Genomic DNA, 21386 nt, shown 5'->3' on the forward strand with positions numbered 1-21386 from the left:
CGAGGCCGCCTAAATGGCGGCCTCCGACAATCTGCGCCTGCAGGTCATCCTGGCCGCCGTCGACCGCGCCACCGGCCCGTTCCGGCGCGTGCTGAGCGGTAGCCGCGGCGTTGCCACCGCGCTGCGCAATCAGCGCGACGCGCTGCGTCAGCTCAACAGCCAGCACCGCGACATCGGTGCATATCGCGAACAGGTGGTGTTGGCACAGCGTGCCAAGGCCGCGCTCGATGCGCAGCGCCAATCGGTGCGCACGCTTGCCCAACAGATCAAGGCCACCGGCACGCCCACCGCTGCCATGAATGCCGAGTTCGAGCGTGCCGTGCGCACCGCACGTGAACTCAAGACCGCGCACGGCGCGCAGGAGGCCGGCCTGCAGCGCCTGCGTGGTCGTCTGGAGACGGCCGGAATCAGCACCCGCGAACTGGTCACGCATGAGCGCCGTTTACGCAGCGAGATCGAGAGCACCAACACCGCCATGCGCGCCCAGCAGCAGCGCCTGGCGGCGATCGATGCCGCACAGCGTCGCAGCGCCCGCATCCAGAACGCCGGCCTGCAGGCGAGCGCCTACGGCGCCGGCATGGCGTTCGCCGGCCAGCGCGCACTGGGTGCCACCGCGCTGCCGATCAGCGATGCGATGGAGTTCGAGTCGGCGATGGCCGACGTGCGCAAGGTCGTGGACTTCAAGACGCCGCAGCAGTTCGCGCAGATGGGCCGCGATGTCGAGAACCTCTCGATGCGGTTGCCGATGCTACCGGCCGACATCGCCAAGATCGTCGCGGCCGCCGGCCAGGCGGCCATCCCGCGCCAGGAGCTGGTCCGCTTCGCCGAGGACGCGGCGAAGATGGGCGTAGCCTTCGACAGCAGCGCCGAGGACGCCGGCCAGACCATGGCGACCTGGCGCACCGCCTTCCGCATGGGCCAAGCCGAAGTGGTCGTGCTGGCTGACAAGATCAACTACCTCGGCAACACCGGCCCGGCCAGCGTCAACAAGATCAGCGCGGTGGTGAACCGCATTGGTGCCCTGGGCGAAGTGGCCGGCCTGCAGAGCGGGCCGCTGGCCGCGCTGGGCGCCACCGTCGCCGGCATGGGCATCGAGTCGGAAGTCTCGGCCACCGGCATCAAGAACATGCTACTCACCCTGGCATCGGGCGAATCGGCCACCAAGAGCCAGCGCGAGGCCTTCGACAAACTCGGCATCAAGGCCAAGACCATGGCCCAGGTCATGCAGAAGGACGCAGGCGGGGCGATCATGTCGGTGCTGCAGAAGCTGCGCGCACTGCCCAAGGCCGAGCAGGCCGCGACGATGACGCAGCTGTTCGGGCGCGAGTCGATTGGTGCGATCGCACCGCTGCTAACCAATCTGGAGCTGCTGCAGGGCAACTTCGCCAAGGTGGCCGACGCACAGCGCTATGGCGGCTCGATGTCGGCCGAGTACGCATCGCGGGTGGCCACCTCGGCCAACTCGCTGCAGCTGCTGAAGAACACCGCTGTGGTGGTGTCGCAATCGATCGGCCAGACCCTGCTCCCGCAGTTCAAGCAACTGACCGAGCGCACGGCTGCGGTGGTCGGCCAGGTCACGACGTGGATCCGCGCCAATCCGGTGCTGGTGGGCGCGATCGCCAAGACGGCGATCGCCGGCGCCGCGCTGGTCACGATCCTGGGCGGTCCGCTGGTGGCCGGCGGCGTGGCCGCGATGGCGTTTTCGCAGATCCACGGCGCTGTGGCGCTGCTGTCGGGCGGTGGCGGCTTTGGTGCGCTGCTGCGGCAAGGGCTGGCGTTCGGCGGCCGCGTGCTGCCGATGCTCGCCAATGGTGCGCGTCTGCTGCTGCCGCTGCTCGGCGGCGTCAGCCTGCCGGTGCTGGCGATCGGTGCGGCCGTCGCTGCGGTGGCGCTGCTAGTTTGGAAGTACTGGGGGCCGATCAAGGCCTTCGCCATCGGCGTCTGGCAAGGCATCGTCGATGTCGCCGCGCCGGTCCTCGCCGAGCTGAAGACCGCGCTCGCGCCACTGGCGCCGGTGTGGGACACCGTGGCCACTGCGATGGGCCAGGCCTGGGCGTGGATCAAGCAGCTACTGACGCCGTTTGAGGCCACCACCGCACAGTTGCACGGTGCAACGCAGGCCGGTCGCGGGTTCGGACAGATCATTGGCGCGGTACTGGTCACCCAGCTGCAGCTGGCCGTCAAGGCGATCGGCTGGCTGGTGCAGGCGTTTGTGTTCGTGCTGCCGGTGATCAAGCAGATCCTCAGCGGCGTGTGGCAAACCGTCCAGGGCACGTGGTCGCTGATCGTGGGCGTGTTCACCGGCAACGGCGATCGCATCCGCCAGGGGCTGCTGCAGCTGTGGGCCGGCATCAACCAGCAGCTGGCCAACTGGCCGGCGCGGATGCTGCAGGCCGGTGCGGACATGATCAGCGGCTTGCTCCAGCCGTTCGCGTTCGTCCTGCCGGTGATCAAGCAAATCCTCGGCGGCGTATGGCAAACGGTCCAGGGCGCCTGGGCGCTGATTGTGGGCGTGTTCACCGGCAACGGCGATCGCATTCGCCAAGGGCTGCTGCAGCTATGGGCGGGCATCAACATGCAGTTGGCCAACTGGCCGGCCAAGATGCTGCAGGCCGGCGCCGACATGATCAGCGGATTGATCAAGCCGTTCGCGTTCGTCCTGCCGGTGATCAAGCAGATCCTCGGCGGCGTGTGGCAAACGGTCCAGGGCACGTGGTCGCTGATCGTGGGCGTGTTCACCGGCAACGGCGATCGCATCCGCCAGGGGCTGCTGCAGCTGTGGGCCGGCATCAACCTGCAGCTGGCCAATTGGCCGGCCCGGATGCTGCAGGCCGGCGCCGACATGATCAGCGGCCTTGTCCAGGGCATCCGCTCCAAACTCGGCGCCGCCAGCAATGCGATCGCCAGCGTCGGCACTGGCGTGGTCGATCGCTTCAAGGGCCTGCTGGGCATCCACAGCCCCTCGCGCGTGTTCGCCCAGTTAGGCGACTTCACCATGCAGGGCCTCACCGTGGGCCTGCAGCGCGGCCAGGGCGCGCCTGTGCAGGCCGTCATGGCGCTTGGCAACCGGATGCGTGCCGTGGGCGCCGGCTTGGCCCTGGCAACGGCCACAGCGCCGGTGGCGGCGATCGACAGCCGGGCGCCGCTGTCGGCCCCTACGCGCGCGGCCAGCGCGCCTGCAGGCGGCAACAGCTACGTCATCCACGTCCATGCCGCACCGGGCATGGATGCGACCGCACTGGCGCGCGAAGTCGCCCGCCAACTTGAAGAGCGCGACCGGCGCACGGCGGCTACCCGCCGCTCCAGCCTGCGCGACGACTGAGGATCACCCCCGATGATGATGTCCTACGGCACGTTTGTGTTTGCCCTCGATAGCGCCGCATATCTGCAGCTGCAGCGGCAGATGAGTTGGCGCCACCCCACCAGCGAGCGCGTCGGTGCTCGAGCGGCCAGCCAGTTCCTGGGCCCAGGCGATGAGACCATCGAGCTGTCGGGGCTGATCGCGCCGGACCTGACGGGCACGCGAACCTCGCTGGACACATTGCGCACGCTTGCTGCAGCCGGCGAGCCGTTGCCGCTGGTGGATGGGACGGGCATGGTCTACGGGCCATATGTGCTGCTGTCGGTCAATGAGACGGCCTCGCTGTTCTTCCAAGACGGCACACCGCGACGGATTGAATTTCAGCTGAGCCTGCGCCGTGCAGACGACGTTGCGCCTGAGGCGACCGCCGCATGAGCTACCCGATTCCGCAGTGGCGCGTCGTGCTCGATGGCACCGACCTCACCGAGCGCATCGCACCGCGCCTGCTCGATCTCACGCTTACCGAATGCCGTGGCGGCGAAGCCGACCAACTGGACCTACGCATCCACGACCATGACGGCAAGATGGCGCTGCCCAAACGCGGCGTGCGCCTAGCCGTAGCGTTGGGGTGGAAAGCCACTGGCTTGGTCGACAAAGGCACCTTCATCGTGGACGAGGTGGAGTACAGCGGTGCGCCCGACATCATCACCGTGCGTGCGCGTAGTGCGGATCTGACTGCAGACATGCGCACGCGGCGCGAGCGAAGCTGGCACAACACCACGCTGGGCGCTGTCCTCAAAACGCTGGCTGGAGAACATGGACTGACGCCTCGTGTGGCCGACGCGCTGGCGCGCATCAAACTGCCCCATCTCGACCAGGCCAACGAGAGCGACATGAATCTGCTCACCCGCTTGGGACAGCGCTTCGATGCGGTGGCAACGGTGAAGGTAGGTGCGCTGGTCTTTGCGCCGATCGGCGCTGGCACCACGGCGACCGGCAAACCGCTGCCGACTGTCACCCTGACGCGGCGCGATGGCGACCAACACCGCTACTCCGTGGCCGACCGCGATGCCTACACCGGCGTGCGTGCTTACTGGGTGGACAAGGGCAAGGCGCGGCGGCAGTCGGTGCTGGTGGGCACAGACGACAACGCCAAGCGCCTTCGCGAGTCCTATGCCGATGAGGCAACAGCACGCCAGCATGCGCACGCTGAGTTGGAGCGGATCAAACGCGGTGTGTCTAAATTTGAGTACGTGCTTGCTACAGGCCGCGCCGATTTGTCACCCGAACAAGAAGTCACGGTCAATGGGTTTAAATCTGAAATTTCAGGCATGAAATGGCTCATATCCAAGGCAATTCATACGATCAAGGCCACTGGCTTCGCTACACAAATCGACCTGGATAGCTCAAGTTGACTTCAATTCATGCGCTGCACGCCACTGCAATCAGGCGCCACCAGAACATGTCAGATTTCCCCTACAAACTTTTAGCCCGAGTCGAGCTAACCTCGCTACTGAAGTCAATGGACCGAATCGATTGAGTGGCAAATCTAAACGCTGCCCAGAAATGGCGATGCCGACTTCGCATAGCTGCACCAATTCACTACAGAAGGAAGTATGCACATGAATGGATTTAATCTCTCACCCAAGCTATCCACAAAACAGAAGCAACGCCTTGCTCTTGGTACTGGCTTGCTCTTGGCAATTGGAGGCTATGCCTACGCACAGGAAGCGGTGAATGAGATCTGGGGACCTTTCAACTGCGATACATGTTTGTTGGGCACTCCAATGCCCGATCCCATTACTCAGGTGTTCATTGACACTTGGCGGTCTGAGATGTCGAGACCTGGGTTCTTTCGATACACATACGATCTCCAACCCGGACACACAATCACAATCTGCAACGGGGGCGCATGTGTGACTTACACAGGCACTGACAGCGGAAATGTTATGGGGGGAACCGCCACACCGATCACAACGTACCCGCCTGAACCTGGCACTGGTGGCGGCGGCAGCGGCAGCGGCGGCGGCGGCGGCGGCGGCGGCGGTATTGGCGGCGGCGGCGTGGTCATCGTTGGCCCACCCACCCAAGAAAACTAAGTTAGGGTCAAGCGCATGGCGTTGCCTGTGCGCTTGAATCCATTTAAGGTCGTGTCTGAGAGGTGGCATGAACACCATAGTGCTGCGGCGGAGTTTTTTAATTGAATAGATCTAAAAAAAATAAGTACTTTTTTTCTGCTGCCGCGTTATTGGTTATCGCAGGCGTATTCACCTACGTCTTTTACAGTCCCACCCGTTCACCAGGGTCGACGGTGGACGACAACACAGAGGGGGCGAAACAGAGGGCACAGCCTAGAGTTTCAGCACCAGTGGCAACTCTGATAGCGGACAGAAAAATAGATAGCGATGTTGTCAAACGACAAGGCCCAAAGGCTTTCAGCATTGTAAGGAATAAGAAGCGGCCTCCTGGAGATGTTGCGAAGTACATCGACTCTCTTCTTCAACGTTCAGAATCAGGTGATGCTGTTGCCACCTACTCAATATATCTCGCTGCACTCGAGTGCAAGAACACTTTGAGTGGGTCTGCTAGCAGAAGTGCTCTTGCGCACCAGGCGTCGGCGACCGGCGAAGGCTATCTGAAGAGCGCAGAGTCAAGCCTAGATGATTGCGCTAATTTGGCAAATCGCCCAGAGCTTCTGAACGGTGAGTGGCTAAAGAAGGCAGCCGAACAAGGTTCTCTGGAGGCGCAGTTGATGTACGCCAGAGACACCTCTTCCATCATCGGATCAAGGCAGGATTACCTAAAGGATCCCGAGAAATTAGTTCAATACAAGAAGGATGCTGCACGATTCCTTGAAGGAGCCGCACAGCAAGGTAGTGTTGACGCTCTTCTCGCGATTGCGGGCGACAGTCAGCGTGGAATCATGGCGCCAAAAGACCCTGTGAAGTCATTCGCATACTACATGGCAGCTCAAAAAACTGGATCGAATGTCTACCTCGATAAAATCGTGGATAACTACTCCAGCACCCTTTCACGAGACCAGATGCGCGCAGCACATGAGCAGGCTGAGGCGATCTATGAAAACTGCTGCAGATAGGCATTGAGGATGGCATCGTAGTAACTCATTGATGCAGGCAGGGCGCCATCCCCAAGCACCAAATCTATAACTAATTTTGACAGCTGCCTTTCATCGCTTATCGGGCGCACCGCCTACACACACAAGCGGAGATTTCTTACAGCTGGCACGCGGGCGATTAGGCATTCTGATTTCGGTTGTCAGGTCAACTCGCGCTGCCAGGATGGCAGCGAATGGATCGCAAGGAGCTATGCGCCGACACCTGGGAAAGCCGCCGGTCATAGACTGGCGGCTTTTTTTGTTGTTGATCACAAGCGAACTCTACAGTTCAGGCTGGTATAGCCGATAACGGCAAATTTCCCACGAGCAGCTGTCCAATCGCGATGCTGATCACTTGCTCTTTTTTTTGCGTCCACCAACAACGATCTGCATGTTGCTTTGATCGATCGATGCGGTGGTAGAAACCACCGAGCCGATTTCGTTGTTGTTGAACGACAGGACCGGGCCAGCACTAGCCTTGGAAGACGAGGCATCGCTTACCAAGCCCAATGCAGCAAGCACAGCGTTGCGGGCAGCTGGTGATGCATCTTTGAAGGCAGACAGCAGGAACCTATCAGCGGGATCCAACTGCGCGCGATGTCCAGACAGCACATACAAAACATCGACGCCACGGTCTAAAGCGGCCAGTAGGTACGCTCCACCCGGCAGATTGATGTCTTTCTCGAAGTTCAACTGCGCATAGCGCGTGAGGCCGAGTTGCACAGCCATCTCGTCCTGCGTCAGGCCAAGCCGCTTGCGCTCATCCTTCAGGCGTTTCCCTACGGTCATTCAGGCATTTCCTTACTTGACAATGTTGAGTTAAGTCCACAAAATTCCCAAAAGTAAACGGAACCGCCACATGCCCCGTCAGAGTCAAATGCAGCAGTTCACGCCCCGCAGCCCGGAACAGGCGCGACAGTGGCTTGAAGCAAATGGCATCACGGTCTCGGCATTCGCCAGGCAGAACGGCGTGGATCGGTCGGTCGTGCATGACCTGCTCCGTGGCCGTTCTCAAGGCAAATATGGCGAGTCCCACAAGGCGGCAATCGCTTTGGGTCTCAAGGCACCACCCAATAGTGCCACACAAATCCCAACCGCCAAAAGCTCAAGGGGGTGAGCATGTTCGGTCGGAAAAAAATCGTTTTTCGCTGCGAGGCGTGCAGCGCAAGGCTCATCAAACGAACCAGTTTCCTCGCGCATAAGTTCCTTCGGCATGACTCCTATGTGTGCGAGAACCCGATGTGTGGTGCTACTTACACGGGCCATTCGGAGTTAACAGGTATTGCCAGCCCCAGCGGCGTGCCCACCTCACACAGCGAGCTTCCACCGACACCTGCGTATGAGCGCGCCCAAGCCCTGCAGGCCTACCGTGAATCGCTGGGCGATCGCCAGTTGGATCTGATTCCCGCAGGCGGCGAGCCGCTCTTCCCTCACCTCTGAGGCACCCCTAATGCGAAAGACCCTTGATTGGGCGGCATTGCCGCCCACGGCGAAGCTTTGCCTGGAAGTCGCGCTAGTTCATGGCGGCCTGTTGAAAACTGAGCACGGTTACATCGGCCGCACTGCGCCTGCGCAGACCGCGCAGCGCTTCGGTGCGGTGGTGGTGGCCACCCTCATGCGCGAAGGACTTGCAACGTCTGACAGCGCCAATGAGCGCCTTGTCGTGCTGACCGATGCCACCGCCGTCTTGTTCCATCTCCAACACGCAAACACTGAGGTCGGCTCGTGATGCACGCCAACAGCTGGTTCACCGCACAGGAGCCGCGATTCGTTGATGCGGCAAGCAATGTGCCGCAGCGCATCGCGCCGCACGCCAAGCACGAAGAGGCACGCCTGCTCGCAGCCGCCGTTGACGCGCACCGTCGTGCCGGCGGCACTTATGTCGTGATCGACAACGCTACAGCTTCGCTCGCGCCTCAGCGCCGGCTCGGCGTCTAAGGAAGTTCGATGCAAGAGGATCTGCGGCAACAGGTGCTGTCCCGACTAGAACGGGATTACGGACTCAAGCACCGGAGTGGTACCGAGTACATGCGCGGCGGCAAGTGCCCGTCGTGCGGCAAAAAAGAGCTCTACACCAACCATCTCAAGCCATGGGTGGTGAAGTGCGGCCGTCAATCCAAGTGCGGGCGGGAACTGCACGTCAAGGATCTGTATGACGACCTGTTCGACGACTGGTCCAAGCGCTTTCAGCCAACGCCTGCGGCTCCCAATGCTGCAGCCGATGCTTACCTGCAGTTCTCGCGTGGTTTCGACCTGGCGCCGCTGAAAGGTCTCTACACCCAGGACAGCTACTACGATCGCAAGATCACCGCCGGCACCGCAACCGTGCGCTTTGCGCTGGTCAAGGGCGGCTGGTGGGAGCGCCTGATCGATCGCCCGCACCGCTTCGGCAAACAGAAGGCGCGCTTTGCTCCAGGCCAGAGCTATGCGGGTGTGTGGTGGGCGGCGCCTGCCGCGCTGACAGCCATGCAGACGGCACGTGAGGTGTGGATCGTTGAGGGCATCTTCGATGCGATCGCGCTCCTGCAGCACGGCGTGTGCGCGGTATCGGCCATGTCTTCCAACGCATTCCCAGAGGAATCGCTGCGCGAGCTGTGCAAGGCACGCATGGCCGATCTTCCGACGCTTGTGTGGGCACTGGACAACGAGCCAGGCGCCCGTGCGTACACGCACAAGCACATCAAGCGTGCAGCAGCGTTGGGCTTCGACTCGCGGGCAGCACAGATCGTCCAGCGCGATAGCAAGAAGACCGACTGGAACGACCTACATCTGCGCGCTATTGCGTCCGATGATCCCAAGCAGTGGGACAACGACGTCAAGGAAGCCCGCTACCAGGGCGACCTGCTTGTGGCCCGCTCGGCGGTGGACAAAGGCCTGCTCATGTTCGAGCACGACGGCCGCAACGACTTCTGGCTGGAGTACCGCTCACGCCTGTACTGGTTCGATTTCGACACGCAGCGCTTCGACAAGCTGCGCAAGGAGAAGCTGGGTGACATCGATGCCGACGACGGCGACGAGGTTGCGGCCGAGGATCTGAAGAAGATCAAGCGCGCCGCGTGCTCCGTCCAGAAGATCGCCAACTGCTACCCGGAGGCGCTGTATTTCCAGCGCCAAGAGGTAACGGATGAGAGCTGGTACTACTTCCGCGTCGATTTTCCGCACGACGGTCCCAGCGTAAAGGGCACCTTTACCGGTGGTCATGTCTCCAGCGCGTCCGAGTTCAAGAAGCGCCTGATCTCCCTGGCGGCCGGCGCCATGTTCACCGGCACCGGCCACCAGCTGGACCGTCTGATCGAAGAGCAGACCGAGGCGATCAAGACGGTCGACGCCATCGATTTCGTGGGCTACAGCAGGGAACACCGCGCCTACCTGCTCGGCGATATGGCCGTGCGCGACGGCGAGCTGGTGACGGCCAACGAGGAGGACTACTTCGAGTTCGACAAGCTGCGTTTGAAGACCACGCAGAAGTCCATCCGATTGGAGATCCAGCGCGACGCCGAGGCGTTCCGCGTGGATTGGCTGCCATGGCTGTGGCAGTGCTTCGGCACGCACGGCATGGTCGCCATGACGTTCTGGTTTGGCTCGTTGTTCGCCGAGCAGATCCGCGCCGGGCACAAGAGCTTTCCGTTCCTTGAGGCCACCGGTGAAGCCGGCGCCGGCAAGACCACGCTGCTGACGTTCCTGTGGAAGCTGCTGGGCCGCTCGGACTACGAGGGCTTCGACCCGGCCAAGTCGTCCAAGGCCGGCCGTGCGCGCGCCATGGGCCAGGTGTCCGGCATGCCCGTCGTCCTGCTGGAAGCCGATCGCAGCGAGCCAGACAAGGCGCATTCAAAGACATTCGAGTGGGATGAACTGAAGGACTTTTTCGGCGGCGGCACCCTGGCAACGCGCGGCGTGCGCAATGGCGGCAACGAGACCTATGAGCCGCCCTTTCGCGGCACGATCGTAATTACCCAGAACGCAGCCGTGGACGCCAGCGAAGCAATCCTGACGCGTATCGTCAAACTGCATTTCAAGCGCCCTCAAGTCACCACCGAAAGCCGCATCGCGGCCGACAATCTCAACACGCTGCAGGTCGAAGAAGTCAGCCACTTCCTCGTGCGTGCCGTTCGCCAGGAGCGCGCCATCCTCGATCTGTTCGCCGAGCGCGTGAAGGTATTCGAAGCCAAGCTGCGCGCGCAGCAGGATCTGCGCCTGGAGCGTGTCATCAAGAACCACGCGCAGATGCTGGCGCTGTTCGACTGCCTGCGCCTAGTCGTCACTATTCCTGACGAGATGGTCGAGCAGACGCGGCTAGCTCTGTTGGACATGGCCCTGGAACGACAGAAGGCGATCAGCGCGGACCACGCGATGGTCAACGAATTCTGGGAAGTCTACGAATACCTCGAGGCGACCGGCCACGGAAAAGCTGTGGTCAACCACAGCCGCGACGCGCAGAGGATTGCGATCAACCTCAATCACTTCGCTGCGCGTGCTTCGCAGTTCAGTCAGGCCGTGCCCGATCTGAAGGTGCTGCGTGCGCTGCTCGGTGACTCGCGCCGGCATAAGTTCATCGGCGCGAACGTGGCCGTCAACAGCGCCGTTCTCAAGGACGATCTGACCGGCGTCGGCACCACCGTGAAGTGCTGGGTGTTCGCCAAATGAGCGCGCTTCCTCATGTTGGAAATTTTGGGAAATTTTCGTTGACATCCGCCCAGGAGCGGAGCAACCATTACTCCGTCGCCGCACAATCGGCGACCGGGCTTGGCAGCCCGATTACTCAGGCGCACCAGCGCCCATCGACCGATGCAAGGCGCTTTTTTGTTGCCCTGCATCGCGCCGGGCACGTGCTTGCCATCTTTATGGCGGGCGGTACGTGGAGGGCTTCGGCCCTGCCGGCTCCTGAGTCCGGTCTGCCAACCCGTGCCGTCCGCCACCCTGCTTGGCAGCAGGTTGGCGGACTCCAATCTACTCAGGAGTCCAGCATGTCCTACGACACCCAAGAAGCGCCCGCGTCTGCGGCGCGCCAGGTCGCACACTATTTCGGCCTGATCGCCAACACCCTTGAATGGAACCATGCCGCGTGGCTGAGCCTGATGGCTCGCCTCGAAGGCACTGGCAAGGCTATCCAAGCCCTCACGCTTGCCGACGTTGAAGCCGCGATTGCTGCCGTTGATACCGCGTTTGCGGAGGCGCAGCGATGAGTGCCAACAAGCAATTTCGCGTCTGCCCAGGCGTCATCCTCAGCTTCGAGATGATGCAAGGCTATGTGCTGGCAATGCTGCATTCCGACGCGCAACACGATGTGGCGCCTGTGCTGATCGCTTGCGAAGCAACGGGCTTTGATGACGTGTTGTTGGGGGGCGATGCGCATAGCGTCGTGCTAGGCCGGCTGCATGTCTGCATGCGTGTGGATCTTGCCGTCGACGTGCTCACCTGGCTGCAGAAACAGGCGCGCGCGAATGGAGCCGCACGATGAACAGCGTGCGTGCAACCGCTTATCCAGAAGACGCCGACTATACGATCAGCGAAGAAGAACACGACCGCCTGTGGCGCGTGCAGCAAGCAGCCAGCTTGCTCGCCACCCTCAATCACGACATCGCCACACGCGCAGGGATCAGTCACGACGGCATTGCCGCTGTTGCCGATTTCATGCGCGAAGAGTTGCTCGACATCGCCTGCAACGCCGGGCACCTGCGCGAACCCACCAAGCCGCCAACCGGCGCCGATTTGATCTGACCTGTTCCAGCGGGTCCGGCGGGCGGTGCGTCAACACCGCCCCTGGACCTTCCATCAACGAAGCTCGAGGAGAGCCACATGCAACAGCACGCTGTCACACGCTCGCAGATTTCCAGTGCCGGACCCGGCCAGGAGGCTACCACGCCCGTCGAAGCCGCCTTCGACTTAGCCGCAGGCAAGGACTGCAGCGCGATCGCCACGCTCTACATCACCCACGACGCAGTCGTGGTGGTGGCCGCTTTGACCATGGGGCAGCACAGCAGTGCCGCCCAGCGCTGGGAGCGCCGCCGAGGCCCTGGCAAAGGATGGAAGCTGATCAGCGGCCCACGCCTGTTCACCAGCGAGGCCGACCGGATCAGCAATGCGCTGGCCGAATTTATGGACGATCTGGATTTTCCTTTCGACCTGGCCAACATGCTGCCGCGCCGCCCGACCGCCGCTGCCGAGGCGGCGATCGCTGCTGCCGCGCGGGAGGTGGCGCATGCTTAATCTGGTCCTGATCATGATTGCGCCGACGATCGGCGGCGCACTGCTCTACCGCCTGTGGATCTCGCGCCCGACGCGTACCGCACATATCGGGCTGGCAGTGGGACAGATTCCGCAACGCTTGCGTCGTCGTCGGGCTATGGCCGTGCGCCGGGTGGTGGCCCATGGCTGAGTCAATCGTGGTTTATGGGCCGATGGCCAGCGGCAAGACGCTCAACGCCGAGGCGATCTGCCAGGCCTATGGACTCAAGCGCGTGCTCGAGTTGGATGAGCGACTGCAACGCAAAGGCGAGGACTGGCAGCTGAGCCAGAATGACGTGCTCATGCTCACCAACGACCATGCACTGGCCGAGCGCACTGCCCAGCGCATGCGTATCCAGACGGTGGCCATTGTCGAGGCGCGTGAGCGGGTCGGTGCCGGCTGGAGGGCGCCGCGATGAACCTTGATCGCATCATTGCTGTATCCCGCGCTGCGCAGCGCTACAACGGCCCCGGCCCGCTGTCCACCGGGGAAGCGTTGACCGCTGCCCTGGTGCTCAACCGGCACGACTGGCTCGCGGACATGGATTACACCATCGCGCAGGCGCTCGATCGGATCGATGAAGACACCATTGCGCATCTACGGCAGGCAGAGCGAGCGATCGGAAACGGCGCGGGGGTAGCGGAGGAAAACCCCGCATGACACAGCGCGAGATCTCGCACCCTGAGCCGCTGCCCGCTTGCAGGGCCGGTCATGCGGGCCGACACATCGTTGACGGTCGTCGCCTGCAGGCCGGCGGCGGGCACGTCATCGAGTGTCGGTGCGGCCGAACGAAGAAGCACGCCGCTTTTGACCAGGCACTGGCCGAGTGGAAGCGGATGCACCGCATCCGCGTGCCACGTCAAGCGGCGCCGACCGACAGCAACGTGGTGCAGCTGGGCCTACGCCTGCGCGGAGGCACCAACCAATGAGCGATGAGGAAACGGAAGCACACCGGTGTCAGTGCGAGGCGCGCCACTGGCTGCAGCAGGGTTACACCGACACCAGGTCGGTGAGCCTCCTGCAGCAGATGATCGCCGCCAAGCGCAGCGTCAAGGCGGCACAGGATCTGCGCGACGAGATGCGGCAGCAATGGAAGGCCTGCCGTAAGTGGCAGCAGGAGCAAGTGCTATGAGCGGGCGAATACTTCACTTTGCCGACCTGCAGCGGATCTGTTCGCCGGAAGGCCCGGCACCGCGCCTTACGGTCGTCTGCCGCTGGGCAGACCGCGAAGGCATCCGCTATCGCTACGACCGCAAAGGCCGGATCTGGACGACGATCGATGCAGTGAACGCCGCGCTCGGGATCGCTGAGCCTGCGGCCAACCAAGAAAATGCCATGGAGCTGATCTGATGGGACGCGGTAGAAAACGGAAGTTCAACCCGGCTATTCCGGCGCACATTGACCAGGCGGCGCTTCCCAAGGCGATCTATTGGGAGGACAACCGCTGGTATCTCCTAGAGGCTCACCCCGAAGGAGGCCGTCCGCGAAAGCGGACGGTCGCCCATGCTGAGATCCGACTCTCTGAGCTCCACAGCATTGCTGAAGCCGCCGCCGGCAATGAGGTCCGGGGCACATTGGCTTACCTCACTGAGCGCTTCGACGAGTCCACGGAATTTGCCGAGCTGTCGAAGGACACTCAGCGGGATTACCGATGGTGCGCGGAGACAGCAACTACCTACCTGCTCAAGGATGGATCCCTGCTCGGCAAGATGCAGATCGCGCGCATTAACGTGCCCGCGATGCAGCGCTTGGTCGAGACGCTTGCGGGAGGTCGGCCAGCAACGAAACTGCAGCCGGCAATCGAACCACGCCCCAGCAAAGCCAACCATGTCTTGCGCTACCTGCGCCGCACCTTCGGCTGGGGCATCCGCATGGGCTTATGCGAGCACAACCCTGCCAAGGGTGTCCGCCAGGCAAAGGAGCGTGGCGAGCACAACATGCCCGAATCCGATGTATTTGCCACTGTGCTGACCTTCGCGCTCGAACGCGGCACCCTCAAGGCGCACACTCGTGGCAGCGTTCCGCCTTACCTCCACGCCGTGATGTTGCTCGCCTACAACGTGCGCTTGCGCGGCATCGAGGTCACCGACTTGACAGATGCGCACGCCGAGACAGAAGGCATACGCAGCAGTCGCCGCAAAGGCTCGCGTGACACGGTCACAGCCTGGAATGACGACCTACGCCAAGCATGGGCCTGGCTAGCCGCCTATCGCCAAAGGGCGATGAATGCTCATGGACGGCCCGTGCTCATGAAACCTGAGCGGCGCCGGCTCTTGGTGAATCAGTCGGGTACGCCCCTAAGCAAGTCGGCGCTCGACAGTGCTTGGCAGCGGATGATCGCGCTGGCCATCAAGGATGGCATCATCACAGCCGAACAGCGATTTAGCTTGCATGGATTGAAACATCGCGGCATCACGGACACAGCAGGCACCCGTGCTGACAAGCAAGAGGCCGCCGGCCACGCGACACAGCAGATGACCAATAGGTACGCACACGACGTGCCAGTAGTTCAGCCACCGAAACGCAGGTAACCCGGCGGGTAATCGCACTAGAGCCAACTAGGGCGATTCTCCCACCACCACTGTTCAAGCCGCTCAAGGTGATCACGTATGGTTCCGGCCTCGCCGGTACGAACCGCTGTTGCCCACTCGCTTGCCAGGCGCGCTGAACCACTGAGGTCGGCACACGCCTTGAGCATCTGCTTTGCAGCCGAGGCGGGAGATGGTCGATCGCTCGGAGTGAAGCCCAGTGCTCCATCTGGGAGCACCATCAAATCGATGGCTGACTTGAGGCTAATCATATGGCCCAAACAATCCGCGAGCGCTTGCGTTAACTGGTGGGGAAGTTGCGAAAGCTGTGAGGCATCTCTGCGCATCATTGGCAGGTCGAGCGCATCACGCCTCCTCTCCAAGAATGCGTCGCCACGGGGACCTTCGACCGAGCCATTTGAGGCATAGGTCTTGTCCGTCAAGTAATCGCGCAGGTCCGACGCCAGCCGAATGATGTGTTGAAGCTCAAGCTCTATGACTGCCGCAAGCACTCGACCGGCTGCGCGCTTCGAGCGCCTTTGGACAGCAAGATTCCAGAGGAACACGAAGACGGCGAAGGCCACTGACAAAGCCGTCCACTCGAAGCCACTTTTCGGCACCTGCACAATGATCGGCACGTAATTTTCCCGGCAATTTTCCCGACACATAGAAAAACAGCCACTTGGCTTGCGCTAAGTGGCTGTTTTAATTGGTGGGCCGTCAAGGATTCGAACCTTGGACCTATTGATTAAGAGTCAACTGCTCTACCAACTGAGCTAACGGCCCTGAAACTGGTCGCACATTGTATGTGCGTTTTTGCCTCGTTGCAACACCCGCGATGCATCGGGTCCAACTTTTCCTGCAATCAGTGGGGTGGCTGAGGGGACTCGAACCCCCGACATCTGGAATCACAATCCAGTACTCTAACCAGCTGAGCTACAGCCACCACTGAAACTACTTCCTACCGCACCGCCGATGGCGCGCCCGACAGGACTCGAACCTGTAACCGCCGGCTTAGAAGGCCGGTGCTCTATCCGGTTGAGCTACGGGCGCCCGGACCGAACTTCGCATTCCCACGCCGTCAAGAGCTCGGAATGGTCGGGGTAGAGGGATTCGAACCCCCGACATCCTGCTCCCAAAGCAGGCGCGCTACCAGACTGCGCTATACCCCGGCGGGACCTTTCAATCCCGAAGGCTGGAAAGGTCGGCTATTTTGGGAATGATTGGCCTTGCTGTCAATCACTCTGTGTAAATCGGGCGATCCGGTATCCTCGCGGCATCGCTCGCCAAGTCGGCAGGCATCTACATTTCATGGAGAACACGTATGCGTAGCGGCAATCCCGCCCTTCGGGAATCCACCTTCCTCGACCTGGGCTCCGGCGCGGTGGTCACGCGCGACGGTCAGGCGATGACCCTCAACGGCACCGTCAACAAGACCGGCCTGCTGTTGCTGATGGCGGTGGTCACCGCTGCTTTCGCCTGGTCGCAGTCGATCGGCGCCGATGGCGCCCCGTTGCCTGCCGCGCGGCTCTACATGATCGCCGGTGCGATCGGCGGGTTGGTGTTCGCGCTGGCGACCAGCTTCAAGCCGACCTGGGCCCCGGTTACCGCGCCGCTGTACGCGCTGGTGGAGGGCTTCTTCCTGGGCTCGATCTCGGCGGTCTACGAGGCGCGTTTCAACGGCATCGTGTTCCAGGCCGTGCTGCTGACCTTCGGCACCATGTTCGCGCTGCTGTTCGCCTACCGCAGCGGCATGATCAAGGCCACCGAGAACTTCAAGCTGGGCGTGGTGGCGGCCACCGGCGGCATTGCGCTGGTGTATCTGGCGACGATCGTGCTGGGCCTGTTCGGCGTGCGCATTCCCTTCATCCACGACTCGGGCCTGATCGGGATCGGCTTCAGCCTGTTCGTCGTGGTCGTTGCTGCGCTGAACCTGGTGCTGGACTTCGACTTCATCGAAAGCGGCGTGGAACAGGGCGCTCCCAAGCACATGGAATGGTACGGCGCGTTCGGCCTGATGGTGACGCTGGTGTGGCTGTACATCGAGTTCCTGCGCTTGCTGTCGAAGCTGCAGTCGCGCAACTGAGTGGAAATCGGGAATCGGGATTGGGGAATCGCAACAGCGATCCCTTCGCCTGATGGCGTGACACTGGCTTCAAGCAACCCGCTTCCAACACAAAGAAAGGGCGCCGTCGGCGCCCTTTCTTTTGTGCGACCTACCGGCGCGCTCAAAGGCGGCTGGCGATCGCCTTGGCGAAGCCCATGGTGTTGCCGGTGCCGCCCAGGTCGGGGGTCAGCGCGTCCTTGGCTTCGAGGGTGGCCACGATCGCTTCGCGCAGGCGCTCGGCGTTCTGCGGCTGACCGATGTGGTCCAGCATCTGCGCGGCGCCCAGCAGCAGTGCGCACGGGTTGGCCTTGCCCTGCCCTGCGATGTCCGGCGCCGAGCCGTGCACGGCTTCGAAGATCGCCGCGTCCACACCGATGTTGGCGCCCGGGGCCAGGCCCAGGCCGCCGACCAGACCGGCGCACAGGTCGGAGATGATGTCGCCGAACAGGTTGGTGGTCACGATGATGTCGAACTGCTCGGGACGCATCACCAGCTGCATGCAGGTGTTGTCGACGATCATTTCCTGGAATTCGATTTCCGGGTACTGCGCGGCCACGTCGCGTGCCACCTTCAGGAACAGGCCCGAGGTCGACTTGATGATGTTGGCCTTGTGCACCGCGGTGACCTTCTTGCGGCCGGTGGCGCGCGCCAGGTCGAAGGCATAGCGCACGATGCGCTCGGAGCCCTTGCGGGTGACGCGGGCGCCGGAGAACGCGGTCTCGCCGTCCTCGGACACGGTCTGGCCTTCGCTCAGGTAGGCGCCTTCGGTGTTCTCACGCACCGTGATCAGGTCCACGCCATCGGCGAAACGCGACTTGGTGTTGGGGAACGACTTGGCCGGACGCACGTTGGCGTACAGGTCGAACTTGCGACGCATGGCGACGTTGATCGAGCTGAAGCCCTCGCCGACCGGGGTGGTCAGCGGGCTTTTCAGGGCGACCTTGTTCTTGGTGATCGAGGCCAGGGTGGACTCGGGCAGCAGATCGCCGTGCTTTTCCAGCGCGACCAGGCCAGCGTCGGCGTACTCGTAGGTCAAGCCAGCTTGCAGCGCGTCGAGCACGAACAGCGTGGCATCCATGATCTCCGGGCCAATACCGTCGCCGCGGATGACCGTGATTGTCTGCGTCATAACGTTGGGTTTCCGAACTTGAAGGGGGGAGCGCCAGCCGCAATACCCGGCAGAGCGGCGCGAGGAGGTTTCACAGGCAATTATGCCCGATGCCGGTGAAGGCGCCCAAATCGACCTTGGTCTAAGCACGGCCCGGACGTGCACGGCGGCAAGCCGGTGCAGTCAGTGGCGGCAGAGAACGGCCGTGTTTGCCACCACATACAGGCCTACCGGAACCCCAGCGTCCAGGTGCCCTGAAAATACTGCCCCCCCCCCCCCCCNAGGCAACGCAGCCCACAAAGGGCGGCGCGCCCTCGCCCGCTGTTACGAATCCCGAATCACTGCTCCCGACTCCCTCCAATCGGCACCGATCAACCGTGCGCGTGCTGCTCCGGTGCCGGTGCGCCGCCTTCGAGCTGGTCGAGGAAGTCCACCGCGCGACGCAGGTGCGGGATGACGATGGAGCCGCCAACCACCAGGCCGACCGAGAAGGTCTCGAAGAATTCTTCACGGGTCACGCCGGCCTCCTTGCACTGGGCGACGTGGTAGCTGATGCAGTCGTCGCAGCGCAGCACCATCGAGGCGACCAGACCGAGCAGTTCCTTGGTCTTCACGTCCAGCGCGCCGGCCTGGTAGGTCTGGGTGTCCAGCGCAAAGAACCGCCGTACCACCTGGTTCGGCTCGGCCAGGATGCGCTGATTCATGCGCTGGCGGAATTCGGTGAACTCGCGCAGCCTGTCGTCGCTGCCGCTGTCGGTCTCGCTCATGCCTGGCCGCCTGGATTGCCGGCCAGCAAGGGCTCGAGCTTGCCAGCCCGGTGCATCGCCATCATGTCGTCGTAGCCGCCCACATGGACGTCGCCGACGAAGATCTGCGGCACGCTGGTGCGCTTGGCCAGCGCGACCATCCTGTTGCGCTCGGCCGGGTCCAGGTCGATGCGCACCTCGGTCCAGGTCCGGCCCTTGCTCTTGAGGAAGTTCTTGGCCGCCACGCAGTACGGGCAGATCGCGGAGGAATACAGGGTGATCTGCGGGCCGGCGGCCGCATCCTGCACATTGGGGTCTTGGCTCACGGGAAACTCCGCGGTTGGTCTGAGGTCTGACAATGGTACCGGGCGACTGGAATTTCCACGTCGTCACCGCAACACTGTGGATTAACCGATGATTCACGCCATTGCGCCGTGCTGCCCGCATGCTCCGCGCACCACCTGGGAGTTCCACTTGCGCCTGCTACCGCTCGCCACCGCGCTCACGCTGGCCGTTGCCATGGGCGTGGCACCGGCGCAGGAAAACCGCCTGCCCGACATCGGCTCGTCCGCCGGCGAGCTGCTGACCCCGGCCCGCCAGGCCGAGTACGGCAAGATGATGCTGGCCGAGTTGCGCAATTACGACTACGTGCTGGACGATCCGCTGATCACCGACTGGCTGCAGACCATGGGCACCCGGCTCGGCGCCAACAGCGACCAGCCGCAGCAGCCGTTTACGTTTTTCATGCTGCGCGACCGCCAGATCAACGCCTTCGCCACGCTAGGCGGCTATATCGCGGTCAATGCCGGGCTGGTGTTGACCGCCGAGCGCGAGGACGAAGTGGCCGCGGTGCTGTCGCACGAAATCGCCCACGTCACCCAGCAGCACGTGCTGCGTGGGGTGGAGCGGGCGCAGCGCGACCAGATCCCGATCCTGCTCGGCATGCTGGCGGCGGTGGTCGCCGCACAACAGGCCGGCGGCAATTCCAAGGGCGATGCCACCATGGCCGGCATCACCAGCGCGATGGGGCTGATGCAGCAGCGCCAGATCGACTACACCCGCTCCAACGAATCCGAGGCCGACCGGCTGGGCATCCGCACGCTGGTGCGCAGCGGCTACGACGTGGATGCGATGGCCGGCTTCTTCGAGCGCATGTCGGTGGCGATGCGCGCCAACGAGGGCGGCTACAGCGCGCCGGACTTTCTGCAGACCCACCCGGTCACGGTCACGCGCATCAGCGAGGCCAAGGCGCGCGCCGAGCAGATGAAGAAGAACACCGTGGTGTTGACCACCTCGGTGCCGGGCGGAACGCGCCAGGAACGGGTGGACCCGGCCGACCCGTCGCTGTCCGAACCGCTGAGCCGCAACGGCAACGCGCTCCTTCCGTATGCGCTGCGGCTGCCGGTGGATGCGCTGAGCCGCGGCGGCGACCAGCAGAACTTCGACTGGGCCAAGGAGCGCCTGCGCGTGCTCAGCGCGACCACGCCGGATGCGGCCATCCGCGAATACGAGACCCTGCGCCGCAGCGCCAAGCACGGCCTGACCGATGCCCAGCGCTACGGACTGGCGCTGGCGCGCCTGCGCAACAGCGGCGGCCGGCCGAGCGAGCCGGTGGCCGAACTGACCAGCCTGCTGGAGGCGCATCCGGATAACTTGTGGCTGACGCTGGGCCTGAGCGAAGCGCAGGCGCGGGTGGGCCAGCGCGAGGTGGCCAATGCGCGCTTCGACGCGCTGCTCAAGCAACTGCCGAACAACCGCGCGGTGGCGCTGACCTATGCCGGCGCGCTCAACGAGCAAGCCAGCAAGGACTCCGGCCAGCGCGCGCGCCAGGTGCTGGAGCCGCTGCTGCATCGCAGTAGCGAAGACCCCTTGTTGCAACAGACCTACGCACGCGCCTGCGAGCTGTCCGGCGACCATCTGCGCGCCAGCGAGGCCTATGCCGAATCCGCGTATTTGAATGGACGCCCGGAACAGGCGCTGATCCAGCTGGAAGCGCTGAAGAAGAAAGATCTCGACTATGTGACACGGGCACGGGTGGATGCGCGCATCGCAGCGATCACGCCAACCGTGCTGGAGCTGCGCCGGCAAGGGATTCGCGACCCGGATCTGTCGACCCGCTAGCGCTTGTGACAATGGGCGCAATGGTTATCCCGGCGTGCGCCGGGGCGTCCCGCACTGCGCCCGCCACCGGTGCAGGCCGCTGTCGCCAGGGTCGCCGCCGCCGGGGATGTCACATTAGAGTCACAAAACCGTAG

At 63.0% G+C, this 21386-nt stretch carries 27 protein-coding genes and 4 tRNA genes; 22 read left to right on the forward strand and 9 right to left on the reverse strand.

Features of this window, described 5'->3' with window-relative positions:
* Window positions 1-13: 13 nt before the first annotated feature.
* The 4 genes from XaplCFBP3123_RS03985 to XaplCFBP3123_RS04000 all read left to right on the forward strand — a co-directional run bounded on the left by XaplCFBP3123_RS03985 (window position 14) and on the right by XaplCFBP3123_RS04000 (window position 6398).
* A complete protein-coding gene (locus XaplCFBP3123_RS03985) occupies window positions 14-3322 on the forward strand; it encodes a phage tail tape measure protein (protein WP_104532865.1) in 3309 nt (1102 codons plus the stop codon).
* Window positions 3323-3334: 12 nt separating this feature from the next.
* Window positions 3335-3736, forward strand: coding sequence for a phage tail protein (locus XaplCFBP3123_RS03990; RefSeq protein ID WP_104532866.1), 402 nt, complete (start codon window positions 3335-3337; stop codon window positions 3734-3736).
* Window positions 3733-4716, forward strand: coding sequence for a phage late control D family protein (locus tag XaplCFBP3123_RS03995; RefSeq protein WP_104532867.1), 984 nt, complete (start codon window positions 3733-3735; stop codon window positions 4714-4716). Before XaplCFBP3123_RS03990 ends, XaplCFBP3123_RS03995 begins: the two co-directional genes overlap by 4 nt.
* A gap of 896 nt (window positions 4717-5612) precedes the next feature.
* Window positions 5613-6398, forward strand: a complete 786-nt coding sequence (locus XaplCFBP3123_RS04000) for a hypothetical protein (RefSeq protein ID WP_253254131.1) — start codon at window positions 5613-5615, stop codon at window positions 6396-6398.
* A gap of 369 nt (window positions 6399-6767) precedes the next feature.
* On the opposite strand, the gene XaplCFBP3123_RS04005 is transcribed toward XaplCFBP3123_RS04000, so the two are convergent.
* The gene (locus XaplCFBP3123_RS04005; RefSeq protein WP_104532869.1) at window positions 6768-7205 is read right to left on the reverse strand and encodes a helix-turn-helix domain-containing protein; all 438 of its coding nucleotides are present in this window, start codon (window positions 7203-7205) and stop codon (window positions 6768-6770) included.
* Between the two features lie 88 nt (window positions 7206-7293).
* Here XaplCFBP3123_RS04005 and XaplCFBP3123_RS04010 point away from each other — a divergent pair, with 88 nt between their 5' ends.
* The 16 genes from XaplCFBP3123_RS04010 (at window position 7294) to XaplCFBP3123_RS04080 (ending at window position 15173) form a co-directional block, all read left to right on the forward strand.
* Window positions 7294-7533 carry a DNA-binding protein gene (locus XaplCFBP3123_RS04010; protein ID WP_228426897.1) on the forward strand — a complete coding sequence of 80 codons (240 nt, stop codon included), beginning with the start codon at window positions 7294-7296 and terminating at the stop codon, window positions 7531-7533.
* Between the two features lie 2 nt (window positions 7534-7535).
* Entirely contained in the window at window positions 7536-7856 is a 321-nt protein-coding gene (locus XaplCFBP3123_RS04015) for an ogr/Delta-like zinc finger family protein (protein WP_104532871.1), read from the forward strand.
* A 10-nt stretch (window positions 7857-7866) separates the two neighbouring features.
* Window positions 7867-8145 carry a hypothetical protein gene (locus tag XaplCFBP3123_RS04020; protein ID WP_104532872.1) on the forward strand — a complete coding sequence of 93 codons (279 nt, stop codon included), beginning with the start codon at window positions 7867-7869 and terminating at the stop codon, window positions 8143-8145.
* Complete coding sequence (locus XaplCFBP3123_RS04025; protein WP_104532873.1) at window positions 8142-8354, forward strand: hypothetical protein; 213 nt, start codon at window positions 8142-8144, stop codon at window positions 8352-8354. Before XaplCFBP3123_RS04020 ends, XaplCFBP3123_RS04025 begins: the two co-directional genes overlap by 4 nt.
* A gap of 9 nt (window positions 8355-8363) precedes the next feature.
* The gene (locus tag XaplCFBP3123_RS04030; RefSeq protein WP_172453071.1) at window positions 8364-11060 is read left to right on the forward strand and encodes a toprim domain-containing protein; all 2697 of its coding nucleotides are present in this window, start codon (window positions 8364-8366) and stop codon (window positions 11058-11060) included.
* Window positions 11061-11380: 320 nt separating this feature from the next.
* Window positions 11381-11599: a hypothetical protein gene (locus XaplCFBP3123_RS04035; protein WP_104533278.1), complete on the forward strand. Its 219-nt coding sequence runs from the start codon at window positions 11381-11383 to the stop codon at window positions 11597-11599.
* Window positions 11596-11874 (forward strand): hypothetical protein, encoded by a 279-nt coding sequence (locus XaplCFBP3123_RS04040; protein ID WP_164923345.1) that lies wholly within the window; start codon window positions 11596-11598, stop codon window positions 11872-11874. Before XaplCFBP3123_RS04035 ends, XaplCFBP3123_RS04040 begins: the two co-directional genes overlap by 4 nt.
* Complete coding sequence (locus tag XaplCFBP3123_RS04045) at window positions 11871-12134, forward strand: hypothetical protein (protein WP_104532874.1); 264 nt, start codon at window positions 11871-11873, stop codon at window positions 12132-12134. Before XaplCFBP3123_RS04040 ends, XaplCFBP3123_RS04045 begins: the two co-directional genes overlap by 4 nt.
* Window positions 12135-12212: 78 nt before the next feature.
* Window positions 12213-12623, forward strand: coding sequence for a hypothetical protein (locus XaplCFBP3123_RS04050; protein ID WP_104532875.1), 411 nt, complete (start codon window positions 12213-12215; stop codon window positions 12621-12623).
* Entirely contained in the window at window positions 12616-12792 is a 177-nt protein-coding gene (locus tag XaplCFBP3123_RS21445) for a hypothetical protein (RefSeq protein ID WP_164517441.1), read from the forward strand. Before XaplCFBP3123_RS04050 ends, XaplCFBP3123_RS21445 begins: the two co-directional genes overlap by 8 nt.
* A complete protein-coding gene (locus tag XaplCFBP3123_RS04055; RefSeq protein ID WP_104532876.1) occupies window positions 12785-13060 on the forward strand; it encodes a hypothetical protein in 276 nt (91 codons plus the stop codon). Before XaplCFBP3123_RS21445 ends, XaplCFBP3123_RS04055 begins: the two co-directional genes overlap by 8 nt.
* Window positions 13057-13302: a hypothetical protein gene (locus XaplCFBP3123_RS21450; RefSeq protein ID WP_104532877.1), complete on the forward strand. Its 246-nt coding sequence runs from the start codon at window positions 13057-13059 to the stop codon at window positions 13300-13302. The genes XaplCFBP3123_RS04055 and XaplCFBP3123_RS21450 overlap by 4 nt, the downstream gene beginning before the upstream one ends.
* Window positions 13299-13571, forward strand: coding sequence for a hypothetical protein (locus XaplCFBP3123_RS21455; protein WP_104532878.1), 273 nt, complete (start codon window positions 13299-13301; stop codon window positions 13569-13571). The genes XaplCFBP3123_RS21450 and XaplCFBP3123_RS21455 overlap by 4 nt, the downstream gene beginning before the upstream one ends.
* Window positions 13568-13774 (forward strand): DUF7696 family protein, encoded by a 207-nt coding sequence (locus XaplCFBP3123_RS04070; RefSeq protein ID WP_104532879.1) that lies wholly within the window; start codon window positions 13568-13570, stop codon window positions 13772-13774. Before XaplCFBP3123_RS21455 ends, XaplCFBP3123_RS04070 begins: the two co-directional genes overlap by 4 nt.
* Window positions 13771-13992 carry a hypothetical protein gene (locus tag XaplCFBP3123_RS04075; RefSeq protein WP_074056798.1) on the forward strand — a complete coding sequence of 74 codons (222 nt, stop codon included), beginning with the start codon at window positions 13771-13773 and terminating at the stop codon, window positions 13990-13992. The genes XaplCFBP3123_RS04070 and XaplCFBP3123_RS04075 overlap by 4 nt, the downstream gene beginning before the upstream one ends.
* Complete coding sequence (locus XaplCFBP3123_RS04080) at window positions 13992-15173, forward strand: site-specific integrase (protein ID WP_172453072.1); 1182 nt, start codon at window positions 13992-13994, stop codon at window positions 15171-15173. The genes XaplCFBP3123_RS04075 and XaplCFBP3123_RS04080 overlap by 1 nt, the downstream gene beginning before the upstream one ends.
* Before the next feature lie 17 nt (window positions 15174-15190).
* Here XaplCFBP3123_RS04080 and XaplCFBP3123_RS04085 read toward each other — a convergent pair whose 3' ends face one another.
* From XaplCFBP3123_RS04085 to XaplCFBP3123_RS04105, 5 genes are all read right to left on the reverse strand, one after another.
* Window positions 15191-15808: a hypothetical protein gene (locus XaplCFBP3123_RS04085; protein ID WP_104532880.1), complete on the reverse strand. Its 618-nt coding sequence runs from the start codon at window positions 15806-15808 to the stop codon at window positions 15191-15193.
* Between the two features lie 72 nt (window positions 15809-15880).
* Window positions 15881-15956 (reverse strand) — tRNA-Lys (locus XaplCFBP3123_RS04090).
* An 83-nt stretch (window positions 15957-16039) separates the two neighbouring features.
* Window positions 16040-16116 (reverse strand) — tRNA-His (locus XaplCFBP3123_RS04095).
* Between the two features lie 30 nt (window positions 16117-16146).
* A tRNA-Arg gene (locus XaplCFBP3123_RS04100) sits at window positions 16147-16223 on the reverse strand.
* Between the two features lie 42 nt (window positions 16224-16265).
* Window positions 16266-16342 (reverse strand) — tRNA-Pro (locus XaplCFBP3123_RS04105).
* A gap of 152 nt (window positions 16343-16494) precedes the next feature.
* On the opposite strand from XaplCFBP3123_RS04105, the gene XaplCFBP3123_RS04110 reads away from it, so the two are divergent.
* On the forward strand, window positions 16495-17256 hold the full coding sequence (locus XaplCFBP3123_RS04110) for a Bax inhibitor-1/YccA family protein (protein ID WP_104532881.1): 762 nt from the start codon (window positions 16495-16497) through the stop codon (window positions 17254-17256).
* Window positions 17257-17398: 142 nt separating this feature from the next.
* On the opposite strand, the gene XaplCFBP3123_RS04115 is transcribed toward XaplCFBP3123_RS04110, so the two are convergent.
* The 3 genes from XaplCFBP3123_RS04115 to grxC all read right to left on the reverse strand — a co-directional run bounded on the left by XaplCFBP3123_RS04115 (window position 17399) and on the right by grxC (window position 19457).
* Entirely contained in the window at window positions 17399-18406 is a 1008-nt protein-coding gene (locus tag XaplCFBP3123_RS04115) for an isocitrate dehydrogenase (protein WP_104532882.1), read from the reverse strand.
* Between the two features lie 350 nt (window positions 18407-18756).
* Window positions 18757-19152 (reverse strand): carboxymuconolactone decarboxylase family protein, encoded by a 396-nt coding sequence (locus XaplCFBP3123_RS04120; protein WP_104532883.1) that lies wholly within the window; start codon window positions 19150-19152, stop codon window positions 18757-18759.
* Window positions 19149-19457, reverse strand: coding sequence for a glutaredoxin 3 (gene grxC, locus XaplCFBP3123_RS04125; RefSeq protein ID WP_104532884.1), 309 nt, complete (start codon window positions 19455-19457; stop codon window positions 19149-19151). Before grxC ends, XaplCFBP3123_RS04120 begins: the two co-directional genes overlap by 4 nt.
* 88 nt (window positions 19458-19545) lie before the next feature.
* Between grxC and XaplCFBP3123_RS04130 the strand changes: the two genes are divergently transcribed.
* A complete protein-coding gene (locus XaplCFBP3123_RS04130) occupies window positions 19546-21252 on the forward strand; it encodes a M48 family metalloprotease (protein ID WP_172453073.1) in 1707 nt (568 codons plus the stop codon).
* The last annotated feature ends 134 nt before the right edge of the window (window positions 21253-21386 follow it).

It is taken from the genome of Xanthomonas arboricola pv. populi (assembly GCF_002939945.1).
Classification (GTDB): domain Bacteria; phylum Pseudomonadota; class Gammaproteobacteria; order Xanthomonadales; family Xanthomonadaceae; genus Xanthomonas; species Xanthomonas arboricola_A.